This is a genomic window from Streptomyces sp. NPDC048106 (genome assembly GCF_040706415.1).
Taxonomy (GTDB): Bacteria; Actinomycetota; Actinomycetes; order Streptomycetales; family Streptomycetaceae; genus Streptomyces.
Window position 1 is genome coordinate 93,514 of sequence record NZ_JBEZND010000019.1, and the last position, 13,111, is coordinate 106,624.

General features: G+C 70.2%; 10 protein-coding genes. 4 read left to right on the plus strand and 6 right to left on the minus strand.

The window, feature by feature from the left end:
* The first annotated feature begins 98 nt into the window (after nt 1-98).
* Nucleotides 99-857, plus strand: a complete 759-nt coding sequence (locus AB0927_RS20665) for a methyltransferase domain-containing protein (protein ID WP_366669098.1) — start codon at nt 99-101, stop codon at nt 855-857.
* Between the two features lie 64 nt (nt 858-921).
* Here the strand turns inward: AB0927_RS20665 and AB0927_RS20670 are convergent, their stop codons facing one another.
* From AB0927_RS20670 to AB0927_RS20680, 3 genes are read right to left on the minus strand one after another with little or no spacing between them, the layout of a single operon-like run.
* Complete coding sequence (locus AB0927_RS20670) at nt 922-1,728, minus strand: amino acid ABC transporter ATP-binding protein (protein WP_366669099.1); 807 nt, start codon at nt 1,726-1,728, stop codon at nt 922-924.
* Complete coding sequence (locus tag AB0927_RS20675; RefSeq protein WP_366669100.1) at nt 1,725-2,657, minus strand: amino acid ABC transporter permease; 933 nt, start codon at nt 2,655-2,657, stop codon at nt 1,725-1,727. Before AB0927_RS20675 ends, AB0927_RS20670 begins: the two co-directional genes overlap by 4 nt.
* 40 nt (nt 2,658-2,697) lie before the next feature.
* Nucleotides 2,698-3,657: an ABC transporter substrate-binding protein gene (locus AB0927_RS20680; RefSeq protein ID WP_366669101.1), complete on the minus strand. Its 960-nt coding sequence runs from the start codon at nt 3,655-3,657 to the stop codon at nt 2,698-2,700.
* A 607-nt stretch (nt 3,658-4,264) separates the two neighbouring features.
* Between AB0927_RS20680 and AB0927_RS20685 the strand changes: the two genes are divergently transcribed.
* Nucleotides 4,265-5,488 carry an NADP-dependent malic enzyme gene (locus tag AB0927_RS20685; RefSeq protein WP_366669102.1) on the plus strand — a complete coding sequence of 408 codons (1,224 nt, stop codon included), beginning with the start codon at nt 4,265-4,267 and terminating at the stop codon, nt 5,486-5,488.
* Nucleotides 5,489-5,671: 183 nt separating this feature from the next.
* Nucleotides 5,672-6,637: a zinc-binding dehydrogenase gene (locus tag AB0927_RS20690; protein WP_366669103.1), complete on the plus strand. Its 966-nt coding sequence runs from the start codon at nt 5,672-5,674 to the stop codon at nt 6,635-6,637.
* A gap of 85 nt (nt 6,638-6,722) precedes the next feature.
* Here the strand turns inward: AB0927_RS20690 and AB0927_RS20695 are convergent, their stop codons facing one another.
* Nucleotides 6,723-7,679, minus strand: a complete 957-nt coding sequence (locus AB0927_RS20695) for a PadR family transcriptional regulator (RefSeq protein WP_366669104.1) — start codon at nt 7,677-7,679, stop codon at nt 6,723-6,725.
* A gap of 1 nt (nt 7,680) precedes the next feature.
* On the minus strand, nt 7,681-8,544 hold the full coding sequence (locus AB0927_RS20700) for a DUF4097 family beta strand repeat-containing protein (RefSeq protein ID WP_366669105.1): 864 nt from the start codon (nt 8,542-8,544) through the stop codon (nt 7,681-7,683).
* Nucleotides 8,545-8,735: 191 nt separating this feature from the next.
* Between AB0927_RS20700 and AB0927_RS20705 the strand changes: the two genes are divergently transcribed.
* Entirely contained in the window at nt 8,736-8,915 is a 180-nt protein-coding gene (locus tag AB0927_RS20705) for a DUF6104 family protein (protein WP_003992906.1), read from the plus strand.
* Nucleotides 8,916-9,033: 118 nt separating this feature from the next.
* On the opposite strand, the gene AB0927_RS20710 is transcribed toward AB0927_RS20705, so the two are convergent.
* Nucleotides 9,034-12,831, minus strand: a complete 3,798-nt coding sequence (locus AB0927_RS20710; RefSeq protein ID WP_366669106.1) for a multifunctional oxoglutarate decarboxylase/oxoglutarate dehydrogenase thiamine pyrophosphate-binding subunit/dihydrolipoyllysine-residue succinyltransferase subunit — start codon at nt 12,829-12,831, stop codon at nt 9,034-9,036.
* Nucleotides 12,832-13,111: the final 280 nt, after the last annotated feature.

Below are 13,111 nucleotides of genomic sequence, written 5' to 3' on the forward strand. Positions count from 1 at the left end.
GTAGTCCTTACTGGGGCGCTCTATCGTCGTACCGGCGGTCGGGTAACAGTCGATCGTGCATCCAGGGTATTACGCATCCGCGGGGAAAGGCGGGCTCCATGACCACCGGTACCGGAACCGACTGGGCGGCCTGGCAGGAGAGCTGGGACCGGCAGCAGGAGTGGTACATGCCGGACCGCGAGGACCGCTTCCGGATCATGCTCGACATGGTCGAGGCGCTCGTCGGCACGGCCCCGCGCGTGCTCGACCTCGCCTGCGGCACCGGCAGCATCACCGCCCGGCTGCTGGCGCGGTTCCCCGAGGCCACCAGCACCGGCGTCGACCTCGACCCGGCCCTGCTCGCCATCGCGCGCGGCACCTTCGAGGGCGACGAGCGGGTCTCGTTCGTCACCGCGGACCTCAAGGACCCCGACTGGGCGACGAAGCTGCCGTACGACTCGTACGACGCCGTACTGACCGCGACGGCCCTGCACTGGCTGCACAGCGAACCCCTCGCGGCCCTCTATGGTCGGATCGCGGAACTCGTCCGCGACGGCGGTGTCTTCATGAACGCGGACCACATGATCGACGAGAGCACGCCCCGGATCAACGCGGCCGAGCGGGCCCAGCGCCACACCCGTATGGATCAGGCCAAGCGGGACGGCGCCCTCGACTGGGCGCAGTGGTGGCAGCTCGCCGCCCAGGACCCGGTGCTCGCCGAGCCGACCGCCCGCCGCTACGAGATCTACGGCGAGCACGCCGACGGCGACATGCCCTCCGCCGCCTGGCACGCGCGGACCCTGCGGGAGAAGGGCTTCGCCGAGGCCAGGCCCGTGTGGTGCTCCCCGTCGGACAGTCTGGTCCTCGCCCTGAAGTAGGCGGGACAGGGGGAAGGGGCGGTGCGCGCACCGCCCCTTCCCCCGATGTCCGCTCCGCGTCCCGTCACAGCACCTTCGACAGGAACGACTGGGTCCGCTCGTGCTGCGGATTCGTCAGCACGTCCCGCGGATGGCCGGATTCGACCACGACACCGCCGTCCATGAACACCAGGCTGTCGCCCACCTCGCGGGCGAAACCCATCTCATGGGTGACGACGACCATCGTCATGCCGGACTCGGCGAGGTCGCGCATGACGTCGAGGACGTCGCCGACCAGTTCCGGGTCCAGGGCCGAGGTCGGCTCGTCGAACAGCATCAGCTTGGGCTCCATGGCGAGCGCACGCGCGATCGCCACCCGCTGCTGCTGGCCGCCGGAGAGCTGCGAGGGGTAGTTGCCCGCCTTGTCGGCCAGCCCCACCCGCTCCAGGAGCCGCATGGCGTGCTCCCGGGCCTCGGACTTGGCCACGCCCTTGACCTGGACCGGCGCCTCCATGACGTTCTCGACCGCCGTCATGTGCGGGAACAGGTTGAAGCGCTGGAAGACCATGCCGATGTCCCGGCGCTTCAGGGCGACTTCGCTGTCCTTCAGCTCGTACAGCTTGCCGCCCTTCTGGCGGTAGCCGACCAGCTCGCCGTCGACGTACAGCCGTCCGCCGTTGATCTTCTCCAGGTGGTTGATGCACCGCAGGAAGGTGGACTTGCCCGAACCCGAGGGACCGATGAGGCAGAACACCTCGCCCGGCCGCACCTCCAGGTCGATGCCCTTGAGCACCTCCACATGCCCGAACGACTTGTGGACGCCCTCCGCCCTGACCATCGGGACGGTGCCCGCGGTCACGGAGTCCTGCTTGCTCGCCTTGGTGTCGCTCATGCCATGACCTTCCTGCTGGAGAAGGTCGTCAGATGCGCCCTGACCTTCTGCCACGGGGTGGGCGGGAGGCTGCGGCTGGAGCCGCGGGCGTAGTACCGCTCGATGTAGTACTGGCCCACGCTGAGCACCGAGGTCATGATCAGGTACCAGGCCGCGGCCAGGAAGTACATCTCCACCGGGGCGCCGGAGTTCTGGCCGATGTCCTGCGCGTAGCGGAACAGCTCGGGATACTGGACGGCCGCCACGAGCGAGGTCGTCTTCAGCATGTTGATGACCTCGTTGCCGGTCGGCGGCACGATGACCCGCATCGCCTGCGGGATGACCACCCGGCGCAGCGTCTTGGCGTAGCTCATGCCCAGCGCGTGGGCCGCCTCGGTCTGGCCCTCGTCCACCGCGAGCAGGCCCGCCCGGCAGATCTCGGCCATGTACGCCGCCTCGTTCAGACCCAGGCCGAGCAGCGCCGTCAGCAGCGGCGTCATGAAGTTCGACCACTCGTCCTTGTAGAGCGGCATCAGGTTGATGTACTCGAAGACGAGGCCGAGGTTGAACCACAGGAACAGCTGGACCAGCACCGGGGTGCCGCGGAAGAACCAGATGTAGAACCACGCGATGGACGAGGTCACCGGGTTCTTCGACAGCCGCATGACGGCCAGCACGACGCCGCCGACGATACCGATCAGCATCGACAGGACGGTCAGCAGAAGCGTCTTGCTGACACCGGTCAGGATCCGGTGATCGAAGAAGTACTCCGGCACCGCGTGCCAGTTGATCTTGCCCTGGCCGAACGCGTAGATGATCGCGACGAGGATCGCGATGGCGACGACGGCGGACACATAGCGTCCGTAGTGCCGCACCGGGATGGCCCTGATGGCTTCCGGGCCGGCCGGGGGAGTGCCTCGGTCCCCGGCCGTCTTCTCTATGTCAGTCACGGATGTGCTGCCTCTCGGTGGCCGCTGGTTACGCCGCGGGTCACTTGCCGCCGTTGATCACGGATTCCTTGACGGCGCCGTCCTGGGCGCCCCACTTCTGGAGGATCTTCTGGTACTCGCCGTTCTTGATGACCGCGTCCATCGCGGCCTTGATCGCGTCCCGCAGCTGGCCGGCCTCCTTGGAGAGCGCGATGCCGTACGGCGCCGCCGAGACCTGGGGGCCGACGATCTCGAAGTCCTTGCCGCCGCCCGAGGTCTTCGCCGCGTACGCCGCCACCGGGAAGTCGGAGGAGGCCGCGTCCACGCCGCCCGAGCGCAGCCGGGTCTGGGACTGCTGGTCGTCGTCGAAGGGCTCGATGGAGAGCTTCTTGCCGGCCGGACACTTCTTGGCCTCGGCCTTGGCCAGGTCCTCGGAGACGGTGCTGCGCTCGACGGCGATCTTCTTGCCGCACAGGTCGGACCAGCTCGTGATGCCCTGGGTGTCACCCTTGCGGGTGTAGATCGAGACACCGGCGGTCAGGTAGTCGACGAAGTCGACGCCCTCGCCGACCTTCTTGCCGGTGTCCGGGTCTATGCCCTCCTGGCGGTCCTTGTTGTCGGTCATGGCGGACATCGCGATGTCGTAGCGGCCCGAGCGCAGGCCGGTGAGCAGGCCGTCGAAGGTGCCGTTCTGGAACTCGAACTTCACCCCGAGCTGCTTGCCCAGCGCGGCCGCGAGGTCCGGGTCCAGGCCGACGGCCTTGCCGCTGGAGTCCTTGAACTCCACCGGGGCGTAGGCGATGTCCGAGCCGACCACGACCTTGCCCTTGTCGCGGATGGACTGCGGGAGCTTGCTCGCGAGCGGGGCACTGGCCGCGGCGCCGCCGCCGGAGTCGTTGTTCTTGCCCTTCGTCTGGTCACCGCAGCCGGTGAGCAGCAGGGCGCCCGCGACCGCGATCGCACCGACCGCAGCCAGCCGGCGGTGCGTGGCGGTCGAACGACGGGTGGAGCTTGCGGTCATGGTGGATTCCTCCGGCGTATGCGAAGAGTTTGCCGCTGGGTAGACGAGAACACACACCATTGGGTGGCGCGACCTCGCGGGTTTACGGCATCTTGCCATTCGGACTACGGCATTCAGGGGCGCCGATATGTCAAAATCGGATAACGGGTGACCCCCGAACCCCATCAGGTCGGTACATCCTCGGTCTTCCGGTGCCATATCGCACCGGTCCACCTGCGTGATTCCCGTCCCATCGCCGGGAAATCTCCGGCACATCTCAGAATGTGGACGGCTGGACCTGTGGGTGTCGTACGACTTCCCGGCCGCCCGGCCCCGCCGAGTCCCTGGACCCCCGCGTCGCCGATCACCACGGCCGTCAGCGGCGTGTCACCTCTGTGCTGCTTACTGGTTCCCAGATGTGACCTTGGACCTATTGGACTCGTCGTGGGCGCCGTCCGTCCGGTAAGAAGGTTCTTTACACCCCTCATCCGGGGCTCAGGGCGCGTGTGCGGCGCGCCCGTCGCGCATGGACCCGTGCGTATCCGCAACCGGGCCCTGCGCGGTGCCCGCCCACCCCTCACCAGGAGTGGTCGACCCTCAAACCATGCATACCTAAGGGGTAGAACAAGTGGCAGCGGAGATCGTCAATCCTCGCAGCGACATCGGCACGGACCAGGACGGCGGGGCCGAGCCCCTCGATTCCTTCGATCCGGTGTTCGCTTTGCACCGTGGCGGCAAGATGGCTGTGCAGGCCACCGTGCCGGTCCGCGACAAGGACGACCTTTCCCTCGCGTACACGCCCGGCGTCGCGCGCGTGTGCACCGCGATCGCGGAGCAGCCGGAGCTCGTCAACGACTACACATGGAAGTCCTCCGTCGTCGCCGTCGTCACCGACGGCACGGCCGTGCTCGGACTCGGGGACATCGGTCCCCAGGCCTCCCTCCCCGTGATGGAGGGCAAGGCGATCCTGTTCAAGCAGTTCGGCGGCGTCGACGCGGTGCCGATCGCGCTCGACTGCACCGATGTGGACGAGATCGTGGAGACCGTCGTCCGGCTCGCGCCCTCCTTCGGCGGAGTCAACCTGGAGGACATCTCGGCGCCCCGGTGCTTCGAGATCGAGCGCCGCCTCCAGGAGCGCCTCGACATCCCGGTCTTCCACGACGACCAGCACGGCACGGCCGTGGTGACGCTCGCGGCGCTGCGGAACGCGGCGCGGCTCAGTGGCCGGGAGATCGGGCAGCTGCGCGCCGTGATCTCGGGCGCCGGGGCGGCCGGTGTCGCCATCGCCAGGATGCTGGTCGAGGCCGGCATCGGCGATGTGGCGGTGGCGGACCGCAAGGGCGTCGTCTCCCTGGACCGCGAGGACCTGACCCCGGTCAAGCGCGAACTGGCCGGCTTCACCAACAAGGCCGGGATCAGCGGCACGCTGCAGGACGCGCTCAAGGGTGCGGACGTCTTCGTCGGCGTCTCCGGCGGCACGGTCGCCGAGGAGGCCGTGGCCGCCATGGCGGAGGGCGCCTTCGTCTTCGCGATGGCCAACCCGACCCCCGAGGTGCACCCCGAGGTCGCGCACAAGTACGCGGCGGTCGTCGCCACCGGGCGCTCGGACTTCCCGAACCAGATCAACAACGTGCTGGCCTTCCCCGGGATCTTCGCGGGCGCGCTCCAGGTGCGGGCCACGCGGATCACGGAGGGGATGAAGATCGCGGCGGCGGAGGCGCTGGCGGCGGTGGTCGGCGACGACCTCGCGGCTGACTACGTGATTCCGTCGCCGTTCGACGAGCGGGTGGCTCCGGCGGTCACCGCGGCGGTGGCCGCGGCGGCGCGGGCCGAGGGCGTCGCCCGTCGCTGAGTCCGGCCGCTGAGTCCGGCCGGGACGGCCCCGCCCGCTGGGCGGGGCCGTCCCCTTTTCCCCGGCCGCCCGGCCGCTCCGCCGTCCGGCCCGCGTGTCGAACGGGTGCCCTCGGAGGCAAGAGGGCATGTGTCACAGAGCGGTCCGGTTCCGTCACGGCGCCGGCGCACCTATCGTCGACCCATGTTCGCCGTCTACGCCGCCCGAATCGACCGCGACCAGCCGCTCACCGGCCTTGAGTTGGGGGAGCGTCCGGCTCCCGAGGCCCGTCCCGGCTGGAGCACCATCGATGTGCGCGCCGCCTCCCTCAACCACCATGACCTCTGGTCCCTGCGAGGCGTCGGCCTCCCGGAGGACCGGCTGCCGATGATCCTGGGCTGTGACGCCGCCGGGGTCGACGCCGACGGCAACGAGGTCGTCCTGCACTCCGTCATCGGCCAGACCGGCCACGGCGTCGGCCCGACCGAGCCGCGCTCCATCCTGACCGAGCGCTACCAGGGCACCTTCGCCGAACAGGTCGCCGTGCCGACCTTCAACGTGCTGCCCAAGCCGAAGGAACTGTCCTTCGCCGAGGCCGCCTGTCTGCCCACCGCGTGGCTGACGGCGTACCGGATGCTGTTCACCAACGCGGGGGTACGACCCGGGGACTCCGTCCTCGTGCAGGGCGCGGGCGGCGGGGTCGCCACGGCCGCGATCGTGCTGGGCAAGGCCGCGGGGCTGAAGGTGTTCGCCACCAGCCGGGACGAGGCGAAGCGCAAGCGGGCCCTGGAGCTCGGGGCGGTGGAGGCCGTGGAGAGCGGGGCGCGGCTGCCGCAGCGGGTGGACGCCGTCATCGAGACGGTGGGCGCCGCGACGTGGTCCCACTCGGTGAAGTCGCTGCGGCCCGGCGGGACGCTCGTCATCTCCGGCGCGACCAGCGGGGACCGCCCCTCGCACGCGGAGCTGACCCGCATCTTCTTCCTGGAGCTGAAGGTGGTCGGCTCCACCATGGGCACCAAGGAGGAGCTGGAGGACCTGCTCTCCTTCTGCGCCACGGCCGGGGTACGGCCCGTCATCGACGAGGTGCTGCCGATGGACCGCGCCCGCGAGGGCTTCGAACGGATGGAGTCCGGCGGGCAGTTCGGGAAGATCGTGCTGACCACGTCCTGAGGTTCGCCGGGGAGCCGTGGGCGGGTCCGGGGCGCCGGGCCCGCCTTTTCCGTGCCCCGCGTCACCCGCCCGCCCCCTGCGGGGACTACCCCTTCGGTGGCCGCAGTGTCGACGCTATCTCCGCCGCCGCCCGCGACAGATGCTCCCGGGCCGCCCGGAGCTGGTCCGGAGTCACCCCGTGGTCGCGGGACAGGTCGCGGATGCCGTCGCGGAAGCGGTCCAGAAGGCGGTCGAGGTCGCGGGCGGGGTTGTCGGTCGGGGGCTCGTGGGTCCAGGCCGGAACGTAGTCGGCGGGGAAGTCGGTCGTGGGAGCGGTGTACGCCGGCGCGGGGCGGGGGCTCGTCCAGTCCTTGCCCAGGTCGCCCAGTTCCCTGGCCAGCTCGGTCAGGCCCTCGCGGACGCCCGCGGGCCAGTTGCCGCGGGCGAAGTGGTCCTGGACGCGGCGGGCGACGCGCTGCATCTCCTCCTGGGCCTGCGCGCGGGCGCGGGCCTGGGCCTCCTGGGCCTGGCGGCGGGCGCGCTGGGCCTCCTCGCGGGCCCGGCGGCTCTCGTCCTTGGCGCGGCGGGCCTGTTCCTTCCACTCCTGCCTGACCCGGCGCATCTCCTCCTTGGCGACGCGCCAGGCGTCCATGTCGCCCTCGGCGGCGCCCTCCTCGCGGGCCTCGGACGCGGCGGCGCGCATCTCCCGGCGCAGGTCGCCGGCCGCGCCGCGCACATCGGCCTTGATCTCCGCCGCCAGCTCCGCCACCGACTCGCGGATCTCCAGTTCCAGGTCGGCCAGCTCGCCGCCGCGGCCCGCGAGTTCGGCGCGGCCCGCGTCCGTGATGGCGTACACCTTGCGGCCGCCCTCGGTGGTGTGGGTGACCAGGCCCTCGGCCTCCAGCTTGGCCAGCCGGGGGTAGACGGTGCCCGCCGAGGGGGCGTACAGCCCCTGGAAGCGTTCCTCCAGGAGGCGGATCACCTCGTAGCCATGGCGCGGGGCCTCGTCCAGCAGCTTGAGCAGGTACAGGCGCAGGCGTCCGTGAGCGAAGACGGGGGGCATGTCAGAGCACCTTCTTCCCGGTCGGGCCGCCGGACGTGTCGCCGGAAGCGTCGTCGGACGCGCCGTCGGGGCGGCGGAGCAGGGCGATCGCGCCGGAGACCGTGGTGGCCCGGAGCCGTCCCGTGCCCGCGCCCAGCCGACCGGTGATCTTGTGGGCGCCCCACTGGCCGTGCACCCGCAGCCCCTCGAAGGCGTTGGAGATCCTGCCGCTCGCCGTGTTCGCCTCCACCTCCGCGTCCGCCGGGTGCGGCAGCCGGATGGCGATCTCGCCCGAGACGCTGGTGAGATGGACGTCCGTCGGGCCCTCCGGGTCCAGGTCCACGATCATCGAGCCGCTGACCGAGTCGGCCCGGACGGCGGGGCCCGAGCCCTCGATCACGGTCAGGTCGCCGGAGACCGAGGTGAAGCGCAGCTCGCCGGTGACGGCCTGCGCCTCCAGGCTCCCCGACACGGTGTTCGCCTGGACCGGGCCGGAGAGGCCGACCAGGGCGGTGTCGCCGGTGACGCCCCTGACCACCGCCGGGCCCCGGATGCCGGAGACCACGGCGCCGGCGGCGACCGTGCCCACCTCCACCCTGGTGTCCGCCGGGACCGTCAGGGAGACGACCGCGCTGCGGCGCCAGCTCCTGCGGTCCAGGAACTTGGCGAAGCCCTGCCAGGTCAGGTCCTCGTAGCCCACCGACAGGGTGCCGTCCTTCTGGGTCACCACCAGCGGCGGGCCCTCTATGGCCGACACCTCCAGGCGCGCGGGGCCCTCCTCCACCCCCACCACGTTCACCGTGCCGCCCGCGATGCGGACCTGCAGGGTGCTCACGGGGGCGTCGAACGTCAGCTTCTGTGGCTCGGCGACGGACCACTCGGACATGGGGGACCTCCTCGGCCGTACCCGATCGTGACGCGCCATATCGCGTCTACGAGAAACACGATATATCGTGGGGTCGCGAAGTCAAGACACTCTTTCGGGAGAGCCGCCCCGCGCATTGCATACGCTGGTGACGACGCCGGTGCCTGTCCCGCGGGGCCGGACGCATACGCACACCCAGGAGACGCAACCCCATGTACTTCACCGACCGCGGCATCGAGGAGCTGGAGAAGCGGCGCGGCGAGGAGGAGGTCACCTTCGAGTGGCTCGCCGAGCAGCTGCGCACCTTCGTGGACCTCAACCCCGACTTCGAGGTGCCCGTGGAACGCCTGGCCACCTGGCTCGCCCGCCTCGACGACGAGGACGACGAGTAAGCCCGGTAACGCGGCCAAGCCGGCTGAGCCGAGCAGGCGGACGAGAACGAGCAGGCATGCGGAAGGGCCCGGCTCCCCCAGGGGAACCGGGCCCTTTCCGTGCCGCCGTGCCTGAGGCCTACGCCTCGAACACCTCACGCACCAGCTGCTCCTGCTCGGCCTGATGGCGCTTGGCGGAGCCGACCGCCGGGGACGAGGAGTGCGGGCGCGAGATGCGCCGCAGCCGCTCGCCGGCCGGGATGTCGGCGCCGACCGCCAGGTCGAGGTGGTCGATCAGGTTGAGCGCGATGAACGGCCAGGCACCCTGGTTCGCCGGCTCCTCCTGGACCCACAGGTACTTCTCGGCGTTCGGGTACTTGTTGACCTCCGCCTGGAGCTCGGCACCCGGCAGCGGGTACAGACGCTCGATGCGGATGATCGCGGTGTCCGTGGCGCCCCGCTTCTTCCGCTCGGCCTCCAGGTCGTAGTAGACCTTGCCCGCGCAGAAGACGACCCTGCGGACCGCGGCCGGGTCGGCCGTGGCGTCGCCGATGACCGGGCGGAAGCCGCCGGTCGTGAACTCCTCCGCCTTGGAGGCGGCGGCCTTCAGGCGCAGCATCGACTTCGGGGTGAAGACGACCAGCGGCTTGTGGGCCGGGTTGTGCACCTGCCACCGCAGGAGGTGGAAGTAGTTCGACGGCGAGGTGGGCATGGCCACCGTCATGTTGTTCTGGGCGCAGAGCTGGAGGAACCGCTCCGGGCGCGCGGACGAGTGGTCCGGGCCCTGGCCCTCGTAGCCGTGCGGCAGCAGCAGGACGACGCCGGAGGTCTGGCCCCACTTCTGCTCGGCCGAGGAGATGAACTCGTCGACGACCGTCTGGGCGCCGTTGACGAAGTCGCCGAACTGGGCCTCCCACATCACCAGCGCGTCGGGACGCGCGAGCGAGTAGCCGTACTCGAAGCCCATGGCCGCGTACTCGGACAGCAGCGAGTTGTAGACGTTCAGCCGCGCCTGGTCCTCGGAGAGGTACTGCAGCGGGGTGTACTCCTCGCCGGTCTCCCGGTCGATCAGCACCGCGTGGCGCTGGCCGAAGGTGCCGCGCTGGGAGTCCTGGCCCGCCAGGCGGACCGGGGTGCCGTCGAGCAGCAGGGAGCCGATGGCCAGGGTCTCGCCCATGCCCCAGTCGATGGTGCCGTCCTCGACCATCGCCGCACGGCGCTGGAGCTGAGGCTGCAGCCGCGGGTGCACGGTGATGTGCTCGGGGATGTTGACCTGGGACTCGGCGATCCGCTTGACGACCTCGGAGGAGACCGCGGTCGGCACCGTGGCCGGGAAGCCGTCCTGCGCCTCCTGGGGGGCACCGGCGGCCGGCTGCGCGGTGGTGGCCTCGCGGACCTCGGTGAAGACCTTCTCCAGCTGGCCCTGGTAATCCTGGAGGGCCTGCTCGGCCTCTTCCAGGGTGATGTCGCCGCGACCGATCAGGGACTCGGTGTAGAGCTTGCGCACCGAGCGCTTCTTGTCGATTAGGTCGTACATCAGCGGCTGGGTGAAGGCCGGGTTGTCCGACTCGTTGTGACCGCGGCGGCGGTAGCAGATGAGGTCGATCACCACGTCCTTGTTGAACGCCTGGCGGAACTCGAACGCCAGCCGGGCGACGCGGACGACGGCCTCGGGGTCGTCGCCGTTCACGTGGAAGATCGGGGCCTCGATCATGCGGGCCACGTCCGTCGCGTACATGGAGGAACGCGAGGACTCGGGGGCCGCGGTGAAGCCGACCTGGTTGTTGATGACGATGTGCACGGTGCCGCCGGTGCGGTAGCCGCGCAGCTGCGACATGTTCAGGGTCTCGGCCACCACGCCCTGGCCCGCGAAGGCCGCGTCGCCGTGGATCGCCACCGGCAGGACGGTGAAGTCCGTGCCGCCCTTGTTGATGATGTCCTGCTTGGCGCGGGCGACGCCCTCCAGGATCGGGTCGACCGCCTCCAGGTGGGAGGGGTTGGCGACCAGCGAGACCTTGATCTGCTCGCCGTCCAGACCGGTGAAGGTGCCGTCGGCGCCCAGGTGGTACTTCACGTCGCCGGAGCCGTGCATCGACTTCGGGTCGAGATTGCCCTCGAACTCGCGGAAGATCTGCGCGTACGACTTGCCGACGATGTTGGCGAGCACGTTCAGGCGGCCGCGGTGGGCCATGCCGATGACGACCTCGTCCAGGCGGGACTCGGCGGCCGAGTCGATCACCGCGTCGAGCAGCGGGATGACGGACTCGCCGCCCTCCAGCGAGAAGCGCTTCTGGCCGACGTACTTGGTCTGCAGGAACGTCTCGAACGCCTCGGCCGCGTTCAGCCGGCGCAGGATGCGCAGCTGCTCCTCGCGCTCCGGCTTGGCGTGGCCGCGCTCGACCCGGTCCTGGATCCACTTGCGCTGCTTGGGGTCCTGGATGTGCATGAACTCGATGCCGGTGGTGCGGCAGTACGAGTCGCGGAGCACACCGAGGATGTCGCGCAGCTTCATCATCGACTTGCCGGCGAAACCACCGACGGCGAACTCGCGCTCCAGGTCCCACAGGGTGAGGCCGTGCTCGACGATGTCCAGGTCGGGGTGCTTGCGCTGGCGGTACTCCAGCGGGTCGGTGTCGGCCATGACGTGGCCGCGGACCCGGTAGGAGTGGATCAGCTCGAAGACGCGGGCGGCCTTGGTGACGTCGTCGTCGTGGGACGCGTCGATGTCCTTGAGCCAGCGGACCGGCTCGTAGGGGATGCGCAGCGCCTCGAAGATCTCGTCGTAGAACTTGTTCTCGCCGAGCAGCAGGTTGGCGACCTGGCGCAGGAACTCGCCGGAGGCGGCGCCCTGGATGACCCGGTGGTCGTAGGTCGACGTGAGGGTCATGACCTTGGAGACACCGAGCTTGTTCAGGGTGTCCTGGCTGGTGCCCTGGAACTCGGCCGGGTAGTCCATGGAGCCGACGCCCATGATCACGGACTGGCCGGGCATCAGACGCGGCACGGAGTGCACGGTGCCCAGGCCGCCGGGGTTGGTCAGGGAGACCGTGACTCCGGTGAAGTCGTCCATGGTCAGCTTGCCCTCGCGGGCGCGGCGGACGATGTCCTCGTAGGCCTGCCAGAACTCGAAGAAGTTCAGCGTCTCGGCCTTCTTGATCGCCGCGACGACGAGCTGGCGGTCGCCGTTGGGCTTGACCAGGTCGATGGCGAGACCGAGGTTGACGTGCGCCGGCTTGATCAGGGTCGGCTTGCCGTCCTTGACGCCGAACGAGTGGTTCATCGCCGGCATGGCCTTGATGGCCTGCACCATCGCGTACCCGATGAGGTGCGTGAAGGAGATCTTCCCGCCGCGGGCGCGCTTGAGGTGGTTGTTGATGACGATGCGGTTGTCGAACAGCAGCTTCACCGGGACGGCGCGGACCGAGGTGGCGGTCGGCATCTCCAGCGAGGCGTCCATGTTCTTGGCGACCGCGGCGGCCGGGCCGCGCAGGGTGACCAGCTCGGGGCCGGCGGGGGCTTCCGCGGCGGGAGCGGCCTTCGCCTTCGGCTGAGCGGGCGCCTGTGCGGGCTGCGCCGGCTTGGCCGGGGCGGGGGCCGCCGGGGCCGCCTGCGCGGCGGGGGCGGGCGCCGGAGCCGGGGCGGCGGCGGGCTTCGGGGCCGCCGGGGCCGCGGGCGCCGGAGCGGCCTGGGGCGCCGGGGCGGGGGTCGCTGCGACCCCCGAGGCCGCCGTCGCCGGCGCGGGCGTGGCAGGCGCGCCCGGCTTGTAATCGGCGAAGAAGTCCCACCAGGCACGGTCTACCGAATTCGGGTCCTGGAGGTACTGCTGATAGATCTCGTCGACGAGCCACTCGTTCGCGCCGAACGCGGCCGCGGGGTTCTTCCCGGCGGCTTGGTCGTCGGTGGAGATGCTCGAGTTACTGGGGGACTGTGGCGACACGGCGGCAACCGCCCTCTTCCGCTTCACAAGGTGATGGACAGCGGGAATAAAGGCTACGCCTTGGAGACCGGGAAGGTCAGGTCGGGCCCGTTCATCGTCGTGTAAGTCACACCGAAAAACTTGTTTCAGGGCTTGAAATGGCGGGAAACAAGCGGGGTTCCGGGTGTGTGAGGGTGCACTCGTGCGGCCCTGCGCCCCCGGTCTCTGCGGGCGGTGCGGGCCTGTGTCGATGCACACGTGTCCAGCTGCGCGAAGACGGCGTGGACGACCGTGGATCTTG

Coding starts and splice junctions, on each gene's coding strand:
- AB0927_RS20700 (WP_366669105.1), bottom strand. CDS start 8,544: ATGTCCGAGTGGTCCGTCGCCGAGCCACAGAAGCTGACGTTCGACGCC.
- AB0927_RS20690 (WP_366669103.1), top strand. CDS start 5,672: ATGTTCGCCGTCTACGCCGCCCGAATCGACCGCGACCAGCCGCTCACC.
- AB0927_RS20705 (WP_003992906.1), top strand. CDS start 8,736: ATGTACTTCACCGACCGCGGCATCGAGGAGCTGGAGAAGCGGCGCGGC.
- AB0927_RS20680 (WP_366669101.1), bottom strand. CDS start 3,657: ATGACCGCAAGCTCCACCCGTCGTTCGACCGCCACGCACCGCCGGCTG.
- AB0927_RS20670 (WP_366669099.1), bottom strand. CDS start 1,728: ATGAGCGACACCAAGGCGAGCAAGCAGGACTCCGTGACCGCGGGCACC.
- AB0927_RS20695 (WP_366669104.1), bottom strand. CDS start 7,679: ATGCCCCCCGTCTTCGCTCACGGACGCCTGCGCCTGTACCTGCTCAAG.
- AB0927_RS20665 (WP_366669098.1), top strand. CDS start 99: ATGACCACCGGTACCGGAACCGACTGGGCGGCCTGGCAGGAGAGCTGG.